This window comes from Amycolatopsis sp. SB7-3 (genome assembly GCF_041021335.1).
GTDB lineage: Bacteria > Actinomycetota > Actinomycetes > Mycobacteriales > Pseudonocardiaceae > Amycolatopsis > Amycolatopsis japonica.
Map to the genome: position 1 here is coordinate 52,281 of NZ_JBFPJQ010000003.1, position 19,200 is coordinate 71,480.

Annotated in this window: 21 protein-coding genes; 16 read left to right on the forward strand and 5 right to left on the reverse strand. The window is 69.0% G+C overall.

Annotated elements, in window-relative coordinates; translation table 11 throughout:
* Position 1: 1 nt before the first annotated feature.
* Complete coding sequence (locus AB8M46_RS24925; protein WP_394361781.1) at positions 2 to 622, reverse strand: UdgX family uracil-DNA binding protein; 621 nt, start codon at positions 620 to 622, stop codon at positions 2 to 4.
* A 71-nt stretch (positions 623 to 693) separates the two neighbouring features.
* Between AB8M46_RS24925 and AB8M46_RS24930 the strand changes: the two genes are divergently transcribed.
* Entirely contained in the window at positions 694 to 2,007 is a 1,314-nt protein-coding gene (locus tag AB8M46_RS24930; RefSeq protein WP_394361782.1) for a cytochrome P450, read from the forward strand.
* Here AB8M46_RS24930 and AB8M46_RS24935 read toward each other — a convergent pair.
* The 3 genes from AB8M46_RS24935 to AB8M46_RS24945 all read right to left on the reverse strand — a co-directional run bounded on the left by AB8M46_RS24935 (position 2,004) and on the right by AB8M46_RS24945 (position 3,427).
* The gene (locus AB8M46_RS24935) at positions 2,004 to 2,216 is read right to left on the reverse strand and encodes a helix-turn-helix transcriptional regulator (RefSeq protein ID WP_016333493.1); all 213 of its coding nucleotides are present in this window, start codon (positions 2,214 to 2,216) and stop codon (positions 2,004 to 2,006) included. The genes AB8M46_RS24930 and AB8M46_RS24935 overlap by 4 nt on opposite strands.
* Positions 2,216 to 2,695, reverse strand: a complete 480-nt coding sequence (locus AB8M46_RS24940) for a DUF2975 domain-containing protein (RefSeq protein ID WP_394361783.1) — start codon at positions 2,693 to 2,695, stop codon at positions 2,216 to 2,218. Before AB8M46_RS24940 ends, AB8M46_RS24935 begins: the two co-directional genes overlap by 1 nt.
* A 147-nt stretch (positions 2,696 to 2,842) precedes the next feature.
* Positions 2,843 to 3,427, reverse strand: a complete 585-nt coding sequence (locus AB8M46_RS24945) for a GNAT family N-acetyltransferase (RefSeq protein ID WP_394361784.1) — start codon at positions 3,425 to 3,427, stop codon at positions 2,843 to 2,845.
* A 159-nt stretch (positions 3,428 to 3,586) separates the two neighbouring features.
* Between AB8M46_RS24945 and AB8M46_RS24950 the strand changes: the two genes are divergently transcribed.
* Complete coding sequence (locus AB8M46_RS24950; protein WP_037344292.1) at positions 3,587 to 3,994, forward strand: VOC family protein; 408 nt, start codon at positions 3,587 to 3,589, stop codon at positions 3,992 to 3,994.
* A 144-nt stretch (positions 3,995 to 4,138) separates the two neighbouring features.
* Entirely contained in the window at positions 4,139 to 4,489 is a 351-nt protein-coding gene (locus tag AB8M46_RS24955; protein WP_233629991.1) for a hypothetical protein, read from the forward strand.
* Here AB8M46_RS24955 and AB8M46_RS24960 read toward each other — a convergent pair.
* A complete protein-coding gene (locus AB8M46_RS24960) occupies positions 4,486 to 5,034 on the reverse strand; it encodes a dihydrofolate reductase family protein (RefSeq protein WP_394361785.1) in 549 nt (182 codons plus the stop codon). The genes AB8M46_RS24955 and AB8M46_RS24960 overlap by 4 nt on opposite strands.
* 92 nt (positions 5,035 to 5,126) lie before the next feature.
* Here AB8M46_RS24960 and AB8M46_RS24965 point away from each other — a divergent pair, with 92 nt between their 5' ends.
* The 13 genes from AB8M46_RS24965 to AB8M46_RS25025 all read left to right on the forward strand — a co-directional run bounded on the left by AB8M46_RS24965 (position 5,127) and on the right by AB8M46_RS25025 (position 19,048).
* Positions 5,127 to 5,630: a winged helix-turn-helix transcriptional regulator gene (locus AB8M46_RS24965; RefSeq protein WP_394361786.1), complete on the forward strand. Its 504-nt coding sequence runs from the start codon at positions 5,127 to 5,129 to the stop codon at positions 5,628 to 5,630.
* 117 nt (positions 5,631 to 5,747) lie between these two features.
* Positions 5,748 to 7,004 (forward strand): ATP-grasp domain-containing protein, encoded by a 1,257-nt coding sequence (locus AB8M46_RS24970; RefSeq protein WP_394361787.1) that lies wholly within the window; start codon positions 5,748 to 5,750, stop codon positions 7,002 to 7,004.
* A gap of 59 nt (positions 7,005 to 7,063) precedes the next feature.
* Complete coding sequence (locus tag AB8M46_RS24975) at positions 7,064 to 8,377, forward strand: lysine N(6)-hydroxylase/L-ornithine N(5)-oxygenase family protein (protein WP_394361788.1); 1,314 nt, start codon at positions 7,064 to 7,066, stop codon at positions 8,375 to 8,377.
* 21 nt (positions 8,378 to 8,398) lie between these two features.
* Positions 8,399 to 8,764 carry a cupin domain-containing protein gene (locus AB8M46_RS24980; protein ID WP_037344297.1) on the forward strand — a complete coding sequence of 122 codons (366 nt, stop codon included), beginning with the start codon at positions 8,399 to 8,401 and terminating at the stop codon, positions 8,762 to 8,764.
* A 2-nt stretch (positions 8,765 to 8,766) separates the two neighbouring features.
* Positions 8,767 to 10,386, forward strand: a complete 1,620-nt coding sequence (locus AB8M46_RS24985) for a class I tRNA ligase family protein (protein ID WP_394361789.1) — start codon at positions 8,767 to 8,769, stop codon at positions 10,384 to 10,386.
* A 6-nt stretch (positions 10,387 to 10,392) separates the two neighbouring features.
* Positions 10,393 to 11,652: an MFS transporter gene (locus AB8M46_RS24990; RefSeq protein ID WP_394361790.1), complete on the forward strand. Its 1,260-nt coding sequence runs from the start codon at positions 10,393 to 10,395 to the stop codon at positions 11,650 to 11,652.
* A gap of 31 nt (positions 11,653 to 11,683) precedes the next feature.
* Positions 11,684 to 13,435 (forward strand): ABC transporter substrate-binding protein, encoded by a 1,752-nt coding sequence (locus AB8M46_RS24995; RefSeq protein WP_394361791.1) that lies wholly within the window; start codon positions 11,684 to 11,686, stop codon positions 13,433 to 13,435.
* Complete coding sequence (locus tag AB8M46_RS25000) at positions 13,432 to 14,712, forward strand: ATP-grasp domain-containing protein (protein ID WP_037344303.1); 1,281 nt, start codon at positions 13,432 to 13,434, stop codon at positions 14,710 to 14,712. Before AB8M46_RS24995 ends, AB8M46_RS25000 begins: the two co-directional genes overlap by 4 nt.
* Positions 14,709 to 15,173 carry a cobalamin B12-binding domain-containing protein gene (locus AB8M46_RS25005; RefSeq protein WP_073842209.1) on the forward strand — a complete coding sequence of 155 codons (465 nt, stop codon included), beginning with the start codon at positions 14,709 to 14,711 and terminating at the stop codon, positions 15,171 to 15,173. The genes AB8M46_RS25000 and AB8M46_RS25005 overlap by 4 nt, the downstream gene beginning before the upstream one ends.
* Positions 15,170 to 16,480 carry a methylaspartate mutase gene (locus AB8M46_RS25010; RefSeq protein WP_394361792.1) on the forward strand — a complete coding sequence of 437 codons (1,311 nt, stop codon included), beginning with the start codon at positions 15,170 to 15,172 and terminating at the stop codon, positions 16,478 to 16,480. Before AB8M46_RS25005 ends, AB8M46_RS25010 begins: the two co-directional genes overlap by 4 nt.
* The gene (locus tag AB8M46_RS25015) at positions 16,477 to 17,472 is read left to right on the forward strand and encodes an asparagine synthetase A (protein ID WP_394361793.1); all 996 of its coding nucleotides are present in this window, start codon (positions 16,477 to 16,479) and stop codon (positions 17,470 to 17,472) included. The genes AB8M46_RS25010 and AB8M46_RS25015 overlap by 4 nt, the downstream gene beginning before the upstream one ends.
* Positions 17,469 to 18,722 carry a glutamate synthase-related protein gene (locus AB8M46_RS25020; protein WP_394361794.1) on the forward strand — a complete coding sequence of 418 codons (1,254 nt, stop codon included), beginning with the start codon at positions 17,469 to 17,471 and terminating at the stop codon, positions 18,720 to 18,722. Before AB8M46_RS25015 ends, AB8M46_RS25020 begins: the two co-directional genes overlap by 4 nt.
* Positions 18,719 to 19,048: a hypothetical protein gene (locus AB8M46_RS25025; RefSeq protein ID WP_037344313.1), complete on the forward strand. Its 330-nt coding sequence runs from the start codon at positions 18,719 to 18,721 to the stop codon at positions 19,046 to 19,048. Before AB8M46_RS25020 ends, AB8M46_RS25025 begins: the two co-directional genes overlap by 4 nt.
* The last annotated feature ends 152 nt before the right edge of the window (positions 19,049 to 19,200 follow it).

The following is a 19,200-nucleotide window of genomic DNA, read 5'->3' on the forward strand; positions in this document are numbered from 1 at the left end:
TTCAGCGGGCGCCGCGCGCCGCCACGAGATCCGCGACGAAGGCCTGATAGGCCTCGTCGCGATCCGGCGCGCGCAGGACTGCGGACGGATGCACCGTGGCGACCGCGGTGGTGGCGAATTCGGCGAGGTCGATCCGCTCGCCGCGGCTGCGCGTGATGCGGAAGTCGTCGCCCAGCAGCGCCTTCGCCGCCGTCGCGCCGAGGAAGATCAGCAGATCCGGGCGGACCGCCGCCAGTTCGGCGTGCAGCCACGGACGGCAGGCGACGATCTCGGTCTTCGACGGCGTCTTGTGGATCCGCCGCTTGCCGCGTTCGTCGCGTTTGAACTTGAAGTGCTTGACCGCGTTGGTGACGTAGATCTTCCGGCGGTCGAAACCCGCTTCGTCGAGCGCCCGGTCGAGCAACCGCCCAGCGGGCCCCACGAACGGGGCACCCTGCCGATCCTCCTGGTCACCGGGTTGTTCGCCGACCACCATGATCTCCGCCGCGCGGGGGCCTTCGCCGAAAACGGTCTGGGTGGCGTCGCGGTACAGGTCGCAGCCGCGGCAGCCGGACGCCGCCGAACGCAGTTCGCCCAGGTCGGCGGTTTCGGGCGGATCCGCCCAGGGTGCCTTGGTCGCCATGGACGCCGGATGCCCCGCCCGGCCGTGGGACAAACCGATTACGCGCGTGCCGCGCCGGGTAGCCCTTCGTCATGGCGACTACGACCGAACCAGCCATCGCTTCCGTCCAGGACACCGTGCGTGTCGCGCTGCGGGTCGTGCTGCCCACGCTCGCCGGCGGGGTGATCAAACGGCGGCCACTGGGGCTCGCCGCGGCGCAGAAACTCCAGCTGGACCGTCCCGCCGTACGGCTGTTGTGCCGGCTCCGGTCCCAGTACGGTCCGGGGCCGCTGCGTCTGCGGGTGCCCGGCCGGACGATCGACCTGGCGCTGTCGGGGGACGACGTCGGTGACGTGCTCGCCGCCGCGCCCGTCCCGTTCAGCCCGTCGACCAAGGAGAAGCGGGCGGCACTGGGACATTTCCAGCCCCACGGCGTCCTCATCTCCGACGCGGTGGAGCGGGCGCCGCGCCGCGAGTTCAACGAGGAGGTCCTCGAACCGGGCAAGCCGTTGCACGATCTGGCCGCTCCCTTCGCCGCGGCGATCGGCGAGGAGGCGGCGTCGCTCTGGGACGGCGGCACGCTGGACTGGGACACCTTCAACGTGGCCTGGTGGCGGATCGTCCGCCGGGTCACGCTCGGCGAGTCCGCGGCGGGCGACGACGGTCTCACCGACATGCTCGCCCGGCTGCGGAAGGACGCGAACTGGGCGTACGCGCACCCGCGGCGCGACCGGCTCCACGATCAGTTCCGCACCCGGCTCATCGGCCATCTGGAACGGGCGGAGCCGGGGAGCCTCGCCGAGGCCATCGCGGCGGCGGGCCCGGCGGGCGAGCGGACGATGGAGGTCGTCGCCGACCAGGTCGCCCACTGGCTCTTCGCCTTCGACGCCGCCGGGATCGTCACCTTCCGCGCGCTCGCGCTGCTGGCCACCCATCCGGCCGCCCGTGAACGCGCCGACGAGGAGGTCGCGGACGCCGACCTGACCGTGCCCGGCCAGTTCCCGTACCTGCGCGCCTGCGCCCTCGAATCGGTCCGGCTGTGGCCGACCACTCCCGCGCTGCTGCGCGAGAGCACGGCCGAGACGGCGTGGGGACCCGCGGGGACCACGGTGCTGATCTTCACCCCGTTCTTCCACCGCGATCCCGAATCGCTGCCCTACGCCGACCGGTTCGAACCCGGGATCTGGCTGGACGGCAGCGCGGCGGCGAATCCCGCGCTGGTGCCGTTCAGCGCCGGTCCCGCCATCTGCCCCGGCCGGGATCTGGTGCTGTTCTGCGCGAGCACGATGCTGGCGTGGCTGATCAAGGACCGGCGCTTCGAGCTGGCCTCCGGTGCCGTCCTCGGGCCGGAGCGGCCGTTGCCCGCGACGCTGGACAACTTCCACCTGAAGTTCTCGGCGGCTTAAGGCTCGTCTGGGACCCACTCGAGCAGGTCTCCGGGCTGGCATTCGAGCACCCGGCACATCGCTTCGAGGGTGCTGAACCGGACGGCCTTGGCGCGGCCGTTCTTCAGCACCGCGACGTTCGCCGGGGTGAGCCCGACGAGTTCGGCGAACTCGCCGACGCTCAGCTTGCGCTTGGCCAGTTCGACGTCGATGCGGACGACGATCGGCATCAGATCACCTGTTCGAGGTCGGAGCGCAGGGTGGTGGCCTGCCGCAGCAGGGTGCGCATCACGATCATGAGCAGCCCCAGCACGGCGACGCCGATCAACGCCAGGAACAACAGCAGCGGCAGGCCGGGGTCGTCGGCGTTGAAGCCGACGTAGAGGAACACGCCCGCCAGCACGACCCAGCCCGCGAGGATCGCCCAGACGATGGCGTCCACCCACCTCAAGGACGCTTCGGTGAAGATGCGGTCCTTCTTGACCAGGGAGAGCAGTTGCCAGGTGGCGACGACCACGACCTGGACGCACAGCACCCAGAAGACGGAGATCGCCGTCGCGGGCCAGCGCAGGTACGCCATTTCCGGATCTTGCCGTGCCATGTGCGCGAACTGACCCGGCAGGGACATGGTCTGGAAGAGGACCAGGATCCCGAAGAGCAGCACGAGGAACACCCGGAGGGGCGCGACCGCCCGTTGACCTGTGATCATGCATCGAGTTTCGCGCGTTATCTATCGAAAGTCAATCGGTAGCTATCGGGGAGCGGTCGACTGTGAGGGTGGAACTGTGGTGGGCTGAAGGCGTCCTTCGCCGCGTCTGATGCGGTGAAGGGCCTCCTTCGGCCGCAGAGGCGTCGCTCAAGAGCGCAGGTCCAGCCGCATGAGCCAGCGTGGTTTCCGGTCCGACCGCGCCTGGGTCTCCTCGACGAGCTCGAACCCCGCGGCCGCGAACAGGCCGATGGTCCCCACGTGGGCCGCGGAAGAGTTGATCCGCCCTCCGCCGGGATCGACGGGATAGCCCTCGATGACCGGGGCGCCATGCGAGCGCGCGTAGGAGACGGCGCCGTCCAGCAGCGCGTGCGCCACGCCCTTCCGGCGATGGCCCGCCCGCACGACGAAACAGACGACCGTCCACGCCGGAACGTCGTCGATGGGCGGCATCGTGCGGGAACGCGTCATCCGGTGCAGGTGCGCGCGCGGGCCGACGCCGCACCAGCCGACCGGGGTGGCGCCGTCGTAGGCGAGCACGCCGGGCGCAGGGTCCGCCGCACACAGGGCGCGGACGTGTTCGGCGCGTTCGTCGCCGCGCAACCGGCTGTAGTCCGCGGGTTTCGCGCGGTAGGCGAGACACCAGCAGGCGCGGTCGTTCCCGTTCGGATTGAGGATGGTCGCGACGTCGCCGAAGCGGTCGGCCGTCGCGGGGTGGATCCGGAACGCGGGCATGTGCCGACATTAAAGCGGCATTCGGGAAATCGCTCACGAATTCGGTGAACGGCGGTGAATTTTCGTTGCGCGAAGGATTCACCCGGCCGTAGTCCAGCCGTTGTCGCGTCGGGAGGCGTCTGTCAGGATGCTCGTGACCCGACCAGAAGGAGCGTTCCAGTGGCTTCTCGTCTCAATCCCTACATCAGCTTCGCCGGCGACGCCCGGCAGGCCATGGAGTTCTACAAGTCGGTGTTCGGCGGAGAACTGACGCTGAATACGTTCGGTGAGTCCGGTATGGCGGGAACGCCGGCGGAGGATCAGATCATGCACAGCCAGCTCGATTCCCCGAGCGGCTACACGATCATGGCGTCGGACACGCCGCCGGGAATGGAGCACCGACCGGGCACCAACGTGTCGGTCAGCCTCAGTGGCGACGACGGTGAGGAATTGCGCGGATACTGGGAGAAACTCTCCGCCGAAGGTACCGTTTCGGTTCCCTTCGAAAAGCAGATGTGGGGTGACGAATTCGGTGCCTGCACCGACAAGTTCGGCATCTCGTGGATGGTGAACGTCATTCAATCCTAGGGTCTTCCGGCCCTGCCCGGTCCGTGCCGAAGCTCCCGACTTCCGGGGACTTGCGGCTCCGATCGCGCGAAACCCGTTATGTCACCGGTGAAACCGCCGTTCTCCTCGCGTGAGGATTCGGCGGTTCCATCGGGAGGCGAGAAGATGAACAGGATGGTCGCGGCACTGCTGGTATCGGCGGGTGCCGTCGCGGCATTGAGCGGGTGCGGGACGACGACGGCCGGGACGCCGGTCACCGTGGTGCGGGAGATCGTCCCACCGCCGAACACCACGACCACCGCCGTCGTCGCGCCGCCCGCCACTTCGGTGGTCGTCGTCGAGCCGCCGGTGACGGTCACCCGGGCGCCTTCGCTCACGTCGTGCCAGCGCCTGTTCGCCGAAGGGTTCTCGTACACGTACGCGTACAACGCCTGGGTGAACGCGGGGCGCCCGGCGAGCTGGGACGCCGACCGCGACGGGTACCCGTGCGAGCAGTCGTACGGCAACCGGAACTAAGCCGGCCGGAACCGCACGTCGATCGCCGCACGCGGATCTTCCGTACCGAGCCCGTACAGCCGGATCGGCGCGCCGCCGGGGTTGTCGTACAGCCGGACGCCATCACCGAGCAGTACCGGCGCGATGTGCAGGTCGATCTCGTCGATCAACCCCAAGGCGAGCAACTGGCGGCCGATGTCCGGCGAGAACACTTCGAGGTTCTTCCCGTTCGCCGCGTCCAGGCCGATCCGGACGGCTTCGTCCACGCCGCAGTTCAGGAACGTGACCCCGGGGGTGGGCGTGGCGTCCTCGGGGTGATGGGTGAGGACGAACAGCGGTCCTTTCCAAGCGCCGCCGTAGATCCCGCCGGGATCGGGGTAGGCGTCCCAGCCGTCGCGGCCGCCGAGGACGGCGCCGGTGGTGGCGGCGTATTCGCCGGTCAGTCCCGGCCGGAAGGTGGTGCCGGTCATCCAGTCCATGCCGTGGCCAGGGCCCGCGACGAAACCGTCGAGCGACATCGTGAAGTGCCAGAGCACCTTTCCCGCCGCTGTCTGGGGTTCGAGCATCACGGCCTCCCACTGGTTGCGTTCTGCAATCGGTTGCTTCACGATAAGGTGACCGATGGTGGTTTGCAACCACTTCTTCGGGAGGTGAAGGGATGGCGGAACCCGCCCGTTCGGGCTGTCCGATCAACGCCGCGGTCGAGGCGTTCGGCGACAGCTGGAGCCTGCTCGTGCTGCGGGACATCATGTTCGGCACCCGGCGCCATTTCCGGGAGCTGCTCGCCGGATCCGAAGAGGGGATCGCTTCCAACATCCTGTCCGACAGGCTGAAGCGGCTGGTCAAGGCCGGCCTGCTGACCCGCGAGGACGCCGGCCCCGGCAAACGGGCCGCGTACAGCCTGACCGAGGCGTCGATCCAGCTGGTCCCCGTGTTCGCGCACCTCGGTTCCTGGGGGATCCGGCATCGTCCGACGACCGAGCGCCTGAGGGTGCGGGCCGAACTGCTCGCCGAGGGCGGGCCGGAACTGTGGGCCGAGTTCATGGCGGAACTGCGGGTCGTCCACCTGGGAGCCCCGGCCAAGGAAGGCCCCAGCGTGCTGGACCGCCTCGCCGCCGCTTACGAAGCGGCTCTCCAAAAGCCGACTGGGCATTCCTCGTAGCACCCGCGCCCTCACCACGCATCCCGTTGATTGTTCTTCCCGAATCAAGGGTTCCGGTCAACCCGCCCCCGGGATGTAGTAGCCCGCGACGAAGTGACGGGCTGGTGGGGAGAGGGAATGAGCTCAGCGGAGGGTGTTGTCCTGGTGATCGGCTGCGGGATGCGGCCGTACCGGGAGTACCTGTTGGCGTCGGCCGGGCACCGGCATCCCTTGTGGTTGTTCAACGGGACCGAACCGACCTGGCAGGAGCGCTACATCACCGGCGCGACCGTGCTGGACACGCAGGACCAGGACGCCGTGCTGGCCGCGGCCCGCGCGCTCCACGCCACCACGCCGGTGCTCGGCGTGGTGTGCTGGGACGAGGCGCTGATCGTGGCGGCGGCGCATGTCGCGGACGAACTCGGCGTGCCGGGCGCGGGGGTCTCCGCGATCGAAGGCTGCCGTGACAAGTGGTTCAGCCGGCGGACGCTCACCGCGGCCGGTGTCGCGCAGCCCGATTTCGGGTTCGTGCACGACGACGAGCAGGCGGTCCGCGTGGCGGAGCGGATCGGGTACCCGGTCGTCGTCAAACCGCGCGGCGGCGGGGCCAGTATCGGTGTCAGTCTCGCGGAAGACGCCGAGGCGGTGCGGAAGGCGTTCCGGACCGCGGAGGACGCCAGCTTCAACGGCTCTCCCGCCTACAAGGGCGGGGCGCTGGTCGAGGAGTACCTGACCGGCCCGGAGATCAGTGTGGACGGCGCCGTCGTCGACGGCGAGTACACGCCGATGTTCGTGGCGCGCAAGACGGTCGGGATGCATCCGTACTTCGAGGAGCTCGGCCATCTGGTCAGTTCCGCCGACGAACTGCTCGCCGACCCGGTTCTGCGTTCGACGCTGGCCCGCGCGCACGGCGCGATCGACTTCCGGTACGGCATCACCCACACCGAGCTCAAGCTCACCGAACGCGGGCCGGTGATCGTGGAGATCAACGGCAGGCTCGGCGGCGACCTGATCCCGTTGCTCGCCAAGTTCGCGACCGGGATCGACCCCGGCGCGGCCGCGGTCGACGTCGCGCTCGGCATGCGCCCCCACATCCCGCACGAGGCCGAGCCCCGGTGGGTAGGCGTCCGGTTCGGCTACCCGAAACAGGACTGTGTCGTCGAGTCGGTTTCCGTGCCGGATTCCTTGCGGAACAACGGGATCCTCGCTTCGGACAGCCTCGTCGAGCCGGGTTCGCGCCTGCGGCTGCCGCCGGCGGAGTTCATCTCGCGCCACGCGTACGTGATCTGCGCGGGCGTCGATCCCGACGACTGCGAAGCGGTGCTGGACAAGGCCATGGCCCAGGTCCGGCTGACCGCGCACCCCCTGCTGCCCTCGGTGGCCGCCGGTGGCTGACCGCGCACCGGAACCACAGAACACCTTCCCAGCACTCACAAAGATGGCGGAGCGAACAAATGGCGAACCGTGATGTCGAGCTGCTCGCAGTCGGAGCAGGACCGTCGAACCTGGCCTTGGCCGTGGCGCTGGAAGAGCTCGCGCCCGGACTGGCCCGCGACTCGGTCCTGCTCGAACGCGACGAAGAGGTCTCCTGGCAGCGGGGGATGCTCCTGCCCGAGGCCCTGTCGCAGGTCTCGTTCCTCAAGGACCTGGTGACCCTGCGCAATCCGCGCAGCCGCTTCTCGTTCCTCAACTACCTGCACGCCACCAATCGGCTCAACGAGTTCGTCAACATGGGCAGCTTCGTCCCGTACCGGGTGGAACTCGCCGACTATCTCAAGTGGACGGCCGACTCGCTTTCCCTGGTGGATCTGCAGCGCGGCCGCGAGTGCCTCGAAATCACTCCCGTGTGGACGGACGGCACGCTCACCGGCTGGGACACCCACGTCGCCGACGGCGAGACCATTCGCAGCCGGTACCTGGTGGTCGGCGCCGGTCGCGACGCGCGGATCCCCGACCGGCTCCGGACGGTGAACCAGGACCGCGTCATCCACAGCACGCAGTACCTGCCGAGGATCGCCAAACTGCGCAAGGACCTCCCGTACCGCGTCGCGGTGATCGGTGCCGGGCAGAGCGCGGCGGAACTGTTCAGCGCGGTGCAGAAGGACCTGCCCGAATGCAAGCCGACCATGGTGATGCGGTCGATCGGCCTGAACTACTACGAGAGCAGCAAGTTCAACAACGAGCTGTTCTTCCCGTCCCATGTGGACAAGTTCTTCGAGGCGCGGCCCGAAGCGCGCGAGCAGATGCTCAAGGAGATGCACCACACGAACTACTCCGGGCTCGCGCCGGGCACGATGGACGCGCTCTACCGCTCGATCTACCTGGACCGACTCTCCGGCCGTTCGCGGCTGACGATGATCACGATGAGCGACATCACCGACGCCCGCGACGAGGGCGACGAGATCGTGCTGGAACTGACGGACCGGCGTACCGGCGAGGTCCAGGAGCTGCGCACCGATCTCGTGCTGCTCGGCACCGGCTTCTCCCCGGAGATGCCGAGGATGGTGCAGGAGATCGCGAAGTCGATCGGGCTGTCGGAGATCAAGGTGACCCGCGACTACCGGCTGGAGATCGAGCAGCCCGCCACCGCGGCCGTCTACCTCCAGGGCGTCAACGAGGCGACGCACGGGATCGCGGACTCGCTGCTGAGCGTCCTCGCCCCGCGCGCCAACGACATCCTGCAGGACATCCTCGCCCATCGCGGTGAGAACCCCTCGGTGCCGCCGCAGCCGACGTCGGAAACCGCCCCCATCGTCGCCACCCGCTGACCCACGAAGGAAGAGGAAGTCATGGAGATCCGTCCGCTCGAGCGGGAAAAGATGGTCTTCGAGAACGGTGCCTACGGCCAGCGGCTGCTGCCGTGGGCGGCGCTGAACGCGCCGTTCGAAGGCGCCTGGGTCACGGTGCCCGCGCACGGCGCGACGGGTGCGCATTCCCACCACGAGTACGAGATCTTCATCGCCGTCAGCGGCGAGGCGGTCGTCGAGTCGGGGGGAGAGCGCCGCGCCTTCCGTCCCGGCGACATCGAGTTCCACAAGCCCGGCACCGAGCACCGCATCCTCAACGACGGTGCCGAGGACTTCGAGATGTACGCGATCTGGTGGGACTCCGACATGACGGTGAAGTTCGCCGCCCGGCATGAGGCGGAGGCGTGAGAATGGCCGACAAGCGACCGGTCGTGATCATCGGCGGCCCGCCGACGTCCAACGGCGACCTGCACATCGGGCATATCGCCGGCCCGTACCTCGGTGCCGACGTACACCGCCGGTACTTGCGCGCGGCAGGCCGCGAGGCCGTGTTCGCCTCCTGCACCGACGACAGCCAGACCTACCTCGTCACCAGCGCGGCCAGGGTCGGGCTGACGCCGCCCGAACTGGTGGAGCAGTCGACCGAGAACATCCAGCGCACGTTCAAGGCGATGGGGGTCGAGGTCGACGGCTTCTCGCCGACCGACGACGGCTACAAGACACTCGTCTACGACTACGTCAAACGCTTGTACGACAAGGGAAAGCTGCGCCTGCGCAAGGTGCGGCTGCCCTACAGTGAGAGCAAGGGCGAGTTCCTGGTCGAGGGTTTCGTCGGCGGTGGCTGCCCGACGTGCCTCGCCGACAGCCGCGGCGGATTCTGCGAGGGCTGCGGGCATCCGATCGACTTCGACGCGCTGATCGAGCCGTACTCGGTGCTCGACCCGGCCGACGAGGTGACCTACCGCGAGACCGAGATCATGGTCTTCCCGGTCTCGGAGTACCGCGAGCAGCTTCTGGCCTACTACGAGGAGCGCGGTCCCGCGTGGCGGCCGCACGTGCTCGGGCTGATGCGGGAACTGCTGTCCGGGCCGTTGCCCGATTTCGCGATCACGTACCCGGTGAAATGGGGTCTGCCGGCGCCGTTCCTCCAGACGCCGGGGCAACGGCTCAACGCGTGGGTCGAGGGAATGCCCGCCTCGATGTACTGCACCGAGTACGCGTTGCGGCGCAACGGCAAGCCGAAGGCCGCCGACGACGACGCCTGGCTCGCGGAGAACGACGCGCGGGTCGTGGTGTTCATGGGCTTCGACCCCTTGTTCACCTGGGGCGTCGTCCACGTCGCCGAGCTGATCGCCCTCGAAGGCCGCTACGTCCTCCCGGACACCTTGCTGGTCAACGAGTTCTACGAGCTGGAGAACGAGAAGTTCTCCACCAGCAAGGGACACGTGGTCTGGGCCCGCGACCTGGCGGCCGAGGTGCCCCGCGACATCGCGCGGTTCCACCTCAACCTCACCGCGCCCGAGTTCGCGCGGACCAATTTCTCCCGCGCCGCACTGGAAAAGGTCGCGGGGGAGCGGCTCGTCACGCCCTGGAACGAGCTCGCCGAGACCCTGGCCAAGCTCACCGCCGAGGTCGGCGGTGAGAACGGCTCGCTCCCGGTGTCGACCGAAGCCACCGAACGGGCCGCCGCGATGGTCTCCCGGTTCGCCCTGAACTACGAGCTCGAGGACTTCAGCCTCAGCCGGGCCGCCGATCTGATCGTGCAGCACGTCGAACGCCTGCGTGCGGCGACGGAACGCACCCTGAAGGGCAACCTCGACCAGGAGATGCTCCGCGCGCGGCTCGGCGACCTCTTCCTCGAACTGCGGGCGTTGATCGGCTGTGCCTCACCGATCCTGATCGACCTCGCCGAACGCGCCGCCGCGGCGGGCGGGTTCGCCCTCCGGATCACCGCGGCCGCCTTCGACGTCACGCACACCACGGCCTTCCCCGTGCCCTCACTGGAATTCCCCCCGACGAGCGAGGTCTGACCCACCATGTCACTCGACAGCACCCCAACCACCGACGCGGTCCGGAGTTCCCGGCTCGCCGAACGCCTGCTGGTCCCGGCGGGGTTCATCACCACGGCGGGCAACGCCTTCCAGATCACCGCCGCCGCGATCCTGGTCTTCCACGCCGAGCAGACCACCCTGGCGGTCGGCTGGCTGTTCATCGCGGTGTCCATCCCGCAGGTCGCGCTCGCGGTCCTGTTCGGGAAGCTGGTCGACAAGGTCGACCGCCGGATGCTGTGCGTGGCGGCGGACCTGGTGAGCGCGATGACCGCGTTCGCGTTGCCGGTGTGGCTGTGGATCGGCGGTCCGGCGAACCTCGGTTCCTACATAGCGAACTTCATGCTCGCCTGCACCGCGGCGTTGTTCATGCCCGCGAGCAACGGCCTCATCAAGGAACGGATCCGCGACGAGCGGCTCGGGAAGTTCAACTCGCACTTCGAGATGGCGAGCAACGCGGGCATGCTGCTGGCGTCTTCGCTGGCCGGCTTCCTGGTGATCTGGTTCGGTGCCACGCCGTTGTTCGTGTTCAACTCGCTGAGCTTCGTCCTCTCGGCCGTACTGGTCTACGCGATCGGCCGCAAGCCCGCCAAGGCACCGGTCGTCGAGGAGGCCGTCACCACCGATCCGTCGGCGCCGGTCGAGGCCCCGGTGCGGCAGCCGATCAAGCGGCTCGCGCTGTTGTACGCCAACGGCAACATCGGCCTGATGGTCGCCAACGTCATCCTGACGACGCTGATCCTGCAGACGTTCAACCAGGGCGCGTGGATGATCGGCGTGGTCGACGCGCTGGCTGGCGTCGGGTTCATCGTCGGCGCGGCGGCGTACGGCAAGGTCAGCAAGCGGGTCAAGGGTATCCATCTGGCCGTGCTCGGCACCCTCGGCAATCTGATCTGCCTGGCGATCCAGCCGCTGCACTACATCGCGCTGATGGCGGCGATCCCTTTCGCCGGCTTCTGTTTCGCGCAGGGCCGGATCGCGGCGCGCACGCTGCTGATGCGGGCCAGCCCGGAGGAACGCGTCGGCCGGATCTTCGGCAGCACCCAGGCGCTCGGACTCGGGCTCGGTGTCGGGGCGACGGTCGGGCTGTCCGCGCTGGCGGACGCGTCCACCGTGCCCTACGCGTTCTGGGGGCTGGCGATCCTGCAGGGCGCGATCGTGATCGGCACCTACTTCAGTCTGGCGAAACCGTTGTCGGCGCAGGAGAAGAAGCGACCGGCCGAGGTTCTCGAGGCGACCGCCGCCTGAGCGCGGCCGACATTCGGAGGAAGCGAAAGTCATGACGGACAAGCCGATCAAGGGCGGCGTGGCGACCTGGGCCTGCCTGCCCGGGTTCCCGCCCGCGGTGATCTTCCCCTTCACCCCGGGCGAGCGCTTCGGCGTGCGGAGCCTCTACGAGTTCCAGATGCTGATGTACCGGCCGCTGTACTGGCTGGGCCGGGACGGCGCGCCGGAGATCGACTGGGACCTCAGTGTCGGTGAAGAGCCGGTGTGGGACGAGACCGGCCGCACCTGCGTGGTCCGGATCAAACCGTGGAAGTGGTCCAACGGCGAGACGGTCTGCGCGGACAACGTCATCTTCTGGATGAACATGCTGAAGGTGAAGGGGCCGAAGTTCGGCGCCTACTCCGAGGGCTACTTCCCGGACAACCTGGTGTCGTTCGAGAAGGTCGCCGATGACAAGGTGAGCTTCACCTTCGACAAGGCGTACTCGAAGAACTGGGTGCTGCTGAACCAGCTCACCATGATCACGCCGATGCCGAAGGCGTGGGACCGCACCGCGGACGGCCCGGCCGACGCCACGCACGACATCGAGCAGGCCGAAGCGGTCTACGAGTTCCTCATGGCGGAGAACGGCGATGTCGTCGAGGAGGACAACTCGCACCGCACACGCTGGGCCGACAGTCCGGTGTGGAGTGTGGTGAACGGGCCGTGGCGGCTCAAGAGCTACACCGAGGAAGGTGTCGTCACCTTCGTCCCGAACGAGCACTACAGCGGGCCCAATCCGGCGCATCTCGACGAGCTGCGCCAGGTCTCGACGACGTCGGACGAGCAGCAGTACGAGTTGTTGCGGTCCGGCGACGTCCAGGTCGGTTTCCTGCCGCCGGGGATGGGCGTCCAGCCCGACGGCGACCCGACGAAGGGCGGGCCGAACCCGCTGGGCGACGGGTTCCAGCTGGAGCCGCAGATCCTGTTCAACATCAACTTCATGGCGGTCAACTTCAGCAACCCGACCGTCGCGGGGAACATGATCAGGCAGCCCTATGTCCGGCAGGCGCTGCAGAGCTGCTTCGACCAGGAGTACGGCGCCCGCGAGGTCTACCAGGGTTACGGCTGGAGCCAGACGGGATCGATCCCGGTGCTGCCCAAGAGCGACCTGGTCTCGCCGAAGATCGCCGAGCGCGGCGGGTTCTGGCCGTTCGACCTGGAGAAGGCGCGGCAGCTGCTCGCCGACAACGGCTGGGACGTCAGCACGTCGCCCGCGGTGTGCGTGCGTCCCGGCACCGGCCCCGGTGAAGCGGGCGAGGGCATCCCCGCCGGCACCGAACTGAGCTTCTCCTTGCGCTACTGGGAAGGCAGGCCGTCGCTGGCACGGCTCATGGCGCAGTTCCGGGACGACGCGGCCAAGGCAGGTATCGAGATCCGCCTCGAAGAGGTGATGGGATCGGTCCTCGTGGCGGAGGACGGTCCCGGCGAGAAGCGGATGTGGCAGCTGTCCTGCTGGGGCGGCGGCTGGGTCTACAACTACCCGACCGGCGAGAACCTCTTCCAGAGCGGCGCCGCCTGCAACTTCAGCAACTGGCGCGACGCCAAGGCGGACGAGCTCATCGCGAAGACCGTCACCACGGACTCGCTCGACGCGCTGTACGAGTACCAGGAGTACATCGCCGAGCAGGCGCCGGTGATCTTCATGCCGACGTTCCCGCGGCGGTTGTTCGAGGTCGCGGGGAATCTGCGCGGATTCTCGCCGATCAACCCGTACGGGCTGATCAACCCGGAGAACTGGTACTACGTCGAGGAGCAGTCATGACGCGCCCGGTGGTGCTGGTCGGGTTCGTGGCCGCGGCGCTGGGTTCGTCCATCAAGGACTTCCAGCCGGACGGTTCGGTCATCTTCGTCGAAGAGCCCGACGTCGTCCGCAAACGCGACGCGCGGAAGACGGTGGCCGGTTCGGCGCTGGTGCGCGAGCTCATCGAGTGGGAGTTCCACCTGCCCGGCAAGGCGGACGAGTTCTACCACGTCCACCACGATCTCGATCCGGCCGCGGTGGTCCCGCTGACCGAGTACGCGACCCCGTTCGCGGCCCGGCTCGCGGAACGCTACGGCCTGCCGGGCGCGGGCTTCGGCGCGGCGCAGATCCTGCGGGACAAGGCGGTGCTGCGCCTGGTCAGCCGGGCGGCGGGGATCGCGAACCCGGCGTCGGCGCGGGTCGAAAGCCCGGAGCAGGTCCGTGAGTTCATGGCGCGGCATCCGGGGAAGACCGTGCTGAAGCCGTCGAACCGGCAGGCGTCGGTGGGGACGCAGGTGCTCACCGACCCGGCCGAGGCCGAGCAGGCGTGGACGAACTGCGTCGTGCAGGACGAGGGGATCTTCGTCCCGGACCGCGCGATGGAGCTGAAGATGCTCGCCGAGAGCTTCGTCGAGGGAGACGAGTTCAGCGTCGAGATGCTGTTGCGCGACGGCGAGCCATTGTTCGCCAACGTCACCGGCAAACGGCTCTTCCCCGGTCCGCGGCCGATCGAACTCGCGCATGTCGTCCCCGCCGACATCCCGGACGAGCTGACCGCGACGCTGACCGAGGAGACGCGGCTGCTCACCGCCGCGACCGGGTTCCGCACCGGGATCGTCCACTGCGAGTGGATCGTCTCGGACGGTGTCCCGTACCTGGTCGAATGCGCCGGCCGGTTCGCCGGCGACGGGATCATCGAGCTGATCCAGCGCGCCTATCCGGTGGAGCTCAACCGCGCCTACTTCTCGGTGATGAAGGACGAGCCGGTCGTGGACCTGTTGCCGCGCAAGGCCGAAGGCGGCGCCGCGGTCCGGTTCCTGTCGATCGAGCCCGGGTTCATCGAGGACGTGCGCGGGGTGGAGAAGGCGGCGCAGTCCGAAGGCGTGTTCCTGTGCGACGTCAGTGTTTCGGCGGGCGACCGGTTCGACGGGCTGCGCAGTTCGTGGGACCGCGTCGGCGATCTGATGGTGACCGCGGACAGCCCGGCGGAGGCGTCGCGCCTGGCCGAAGAGGCGGTCGCGCTGATCGAGATCGACGTGCGGCCGGACCGAGGAGAGAGGGAGAACGCCGCACCATGACCATCGAAGCCGTCCAGCCCACGCTCCCGGACGCCGGTCTCGACGTGATCGTCACCGGGCTCTCGTCCGACGCGCACACCTGGAACCTGGTGTACCTGGAGCTGTTGCTGGAGGAACTGGGCTGCCGGGTCACCAACCTCGGCGCCTGCGTCCCGGACGCGACCATCGTGCGCGAATGCGTCACCCGGCGGCCGGATCTGCTGGTGATCAGCAGCCTCAACGGGCACGGCCGTCAGGACGGCGTCCGGCTGATGGAAGCCTTCCGTGCCCGGCCGGAGCTGGTCACGACGCCGGTAGTCATCGGCGGGAAGCTCGACGTCACGGGCGGCAGCAACGCCGCCCGGCTGCTGGAGGCCGGCTTCGACGCGGTGTTCGAGGACTCCGCCGGGCTGACCCCGTTCCGCACGTTCCTCCGCACCTTGTCCGTCCGCGCCCCCGGTGTCCCGCTGGGCGCGGGATGAACGTGCTCGCCCCGCGGCGGGGACATTCGTTCGGCGAGGTGGTCGCGCGCCACCACGCGCAGGGGGAGCTGGTCGTCCAGCCCCGGATGGGGTTCGCCGATCCGGGGCGGATGACCAGGGGGCTGCTGGCGACCCGGTCGGCGCGGGCCGCGACGGTCGGCACGATCACGATCGACAGCTACACCAGGGTCGGCGATCACGAGGCGGCGCGCGCGGCGCTGGCGGCGGGCGCCGATCTCAACGGGTACCCGCTCGTCGACCACGATCCGGTGACGACGTCGGCGTTGCTCGACGGCGTGCTGACCGGGGATTTCCCGGTGCAGGTGCGGCACGGTTCGGCGGATCCCCGCCGGATCGTGCGGGCGCTGCTGGACTTCGGGCTGCACGCGACCGAGGGCGGCCCGGTGTCGTATTGCCTGCCGTACAGCCGGATGCCGCTTTCGGCGGCCGTCGACAACTGGCGGCGCTCCTGCGAGACGCTGGCCGAGGCCCGGGGTCCCGAACTGGAACCGCATCTGGAGACCTTCGGCGGCTGCATGATGGGCCAGCTGTGCCCGCCCGCGCTGCTGGTCGCGCTGAGCGTGCTGGAGGGGATGTTCTTCTGGCGGCACGGGATCCGCTGCCTGTCCTTCAGCTACGCGCAGCAGACCCACGCCGGGCAGGACGAGGAGGCCGTCGCCGCACTGCAGGCGCTGATCAGGGAATACGTGCCGCACGCGCGGACGCACGTGGTGATCTACGGCTACATGGGCGTCTATCCGAGGACACCGGGCGGCGCGCTGGAACTGATCGCGGAGTCCGCGCGGCTGGCGGCCCGCACCGGCGCGAGCAGGCTGATCGTCAAGACCACCGCCGAAGCACACCGGTTGCCGACCGTGGCGGAGAACGTGACGGCACTGGAGCACGCCGCCGAGGCCGCGCGCGGTGTCTCCCGGATCGGCAGGCTCGGCGACACCGGGATCCACGCGCAGGCGAAAGCGTTGGTGGACAACGTTCTTTCACTCGACAACGACCTCGGCAGGGCGCTGGTCACCGCGTTCGCGCGCGGCCAGCTGGACGTCCCGTTCTGCCTGCATCCGGACAACGCCGGCCGCGCCCGCGGGCGGCTGGCCGACGGCGGCCGCCTGGAGTGGCAGCGGATCGGCGCGATGCCGCTGGGCGATCTCGTCGACCTGCCCGGCGACCGGCGGATGACCTCGAACGATCTGCTGGACGCGCTCCGGTACGTCGAGCGGTCGTTCGACGAGAAGTACGGGTTACCCGGAATCGAGACCGTGAACCGACTGACACAGGGGAGTAGGACATGACCGGAACACCGGAAGCGGCGCTGCCGCCGGGCACCCGCGAACATCTGACGTCGCCGGTGACGCAGGCGGCCCTGCGCATCCAGAACAGCATCACCGCCGGCACCCGCGAGTACCTCGGCATGAACGGGTTCGTGGAACTGCAGCCGCCGTTGATCGGGCCGGTCACCGACCCGGGATGCCGTGGCGCCAAACAGGTCGACGTCGACTACTACGGGCACAAGTACAAGATGATGACCAGCGTCATCCTGTACAAGCAGGCCTCGCTGCTCGCGTTCGACAAGATCTTCTACGTCGCCCCGAACGTGCGGCTGGAGCCGCTGGAGACTTCGACCACCGGACGGCATCTGGTCGAGTTCACCCAGATCGACGTCGAGGTCGCCCGTGCGAGCCGCGAGGAGGTCCTCGACATCGCGCAGGGCCTGCTGCGGCACATCGTCGCCCACACGCTGCGGGAGTCCAAAGTGGACCTCGCCACACTGGGCCGGGACCAGGAGGCGTTCACGGCGCTGCTGGAAGAGGACTTCGAGCGGATGACGCACCGCGAGGCGGTGTCGCGGCTGCAGGGCCTGCGGCACGGGCAGAGCGCCGACGCGGAGATCGACTGGCAGGGCGAGCGGATCATCTCCGAGCAGACGAACCGGCCGTTCTTCATCGTCGACTACCCCAAGGGGTCGCGCGGGTTCACCGACGGCGAGTCCAGCACCGAACCTGGGGTCCTGCGGAACTTCGACCTCATCGCCTCCGACGGGTTCGGCGAGCTCTGCAGCGGTGGCGAACGCACGCACGAGTACCGGCGGCTGATCGAGCGGATGCGGGAGACGGGGGAGAACCCGGCGAAGTACGCCTGGTACCTCGACCTCGCGCGCGAGGGGCTGCCGCCGAGCGCCGGGTTCGGGATGGGGCTGGAACGGGTGACGCGCTACATCGCCGGGCTGGACGCGATCTGGCAGGCGAACGCGTATCCGAAGCTGCCCGGGATCGCGACGCCGTGATCACCGCGCGGCAGCTCCCGGAGGACGCGATCCGGGCCAGGGCGAGAGAAGGCAGCGCGGCGATCTTCCCCGACGTCGCGGGATACGGCCGGTCGCTGTTCGGCGCGGACGTCGACACCCCGCCGGACGAACTCGACCGCGCGCGGATCGTGCCGCCGGTGTTCGTCCCGCGGCGCCTGGAGAAGATGTTCGACCTCGCGCGCGAACCGGTGTACGGCGACGTCGGTTTGTCGACCGTGCTCGGCGGGTTCACCGCGCCGTCGCCGGTGTTCCTGTGCGCGTTCGGATCCACGCAGGTCGCGGGCAGCGGGCTCGGGATCGCCGCGAGCGAGCAGGCGGGCAGGCTCGGGATGCCGATGGTGATCGGCGAGAACGTCGTGCCGATGCACGGTTACGGCCGGATGGGCGAGAGCGTCGAGGACGGTCTGCTCGGGCGGATCCGCGCGTACGCCGGCGCCGTACCGGACGGGCTGGGCGGCGTCGTCGTCCAGCAGAGCACCGAGGACGCGGACGCGGAGGTGTGGAACCTCGTCTACAGCGACCCGTCCGCGACGAAACTGCTGGAGACCGGGCGGCTGGCGTTCGAGCTCAAGGTCGGTCAGGGCGCCAAGCCCGGACTCGGAGGGATGACCGTGCTCTCGCGCACCGCCGCCGGCGAGATCGCCGAACAGTACACAGTGGACGAAGCGTTCGGCAGGGATCAGGCCATGGTGCTGCGGTCCAGCAGTCCCGGCACGTTCACCGGGGAGATCCTGCGCCAGCAGATCCACCTGATGCGCAACAACTACCCGCGGGCCCGTGCCTGGGTGAAGCTGCACCCGGGTCGCGACGTCGGCGAGGCGGCGCGGGTCGCGTGGGCGGCGGGAGCGGACGCCGTCACCGTGGACGGTGCGGAAGGCGGCACCGGCTGGGCGCCTTCGGTCTTCCTCGACCAGGTCGGGCTGCCGCTGGTGGAATGCCTGCGGCGGGTCGGCAAGCACGACGCGTCGCTGCTGGTGTCGGGGCGGATCTGGGAAGGCGCCCGCGCGCTGAAGTGCCTGGCGATGGGTGCTTCCGCGGTCGGCCTCGGCCGGGCGGCGCTGCTCGCCGTCGACGAGGACGCGACCGATGGGCTCGTGCGGCTGGTGCGGTGCCTGGAACTCGAGCTGCGGTTGCTCGCCAGCGCGCTCGGGAAGTACGACCTCGCGGATCTCACCACGGACGACCTCTGGTTCCCTGGTTCACCGGCACGGACGGAGCAGGACGGATGATCAACTACGACGGGAAACGGTTCCGCAAGGTCAGCACCGACCCGGACGCGCCGGTCACCCTGTACCGGCAGAAGGACGATCTGGTGTGGGCCGAGCTGACCGGCGGCGGCGTGCGGCTCGGCTCGCTGACCGGGAAATGCGGCGAAGACGGGACGATCGACATGGCCTACACGATGGTGCTGGCCAGCGGTCAGGTGATCTCGGGGCACAGCACCAACACCCCGGAGTTCCTGCCGGACGGACGGATCCGCCTGAACGAGGTCTGGGAGCGATACGGGAACCCCGGCTCCCGCGGCACCTCGGCGATCGAAGAAGTCGCGGAGTAGCCCCTTTCGCGCGTGAAGGCCCCCTTCCCACGGCTCAGCCGAGGGAAGGGGGCCTTCACGCGTGCTTGGGCCCGGAACTCGCGTGCTCGGGCGCGAAACTCGCGTGATCGAAGGCGGAACTCGCGTGATCGGAAGCCGCACACCGCGTGGAG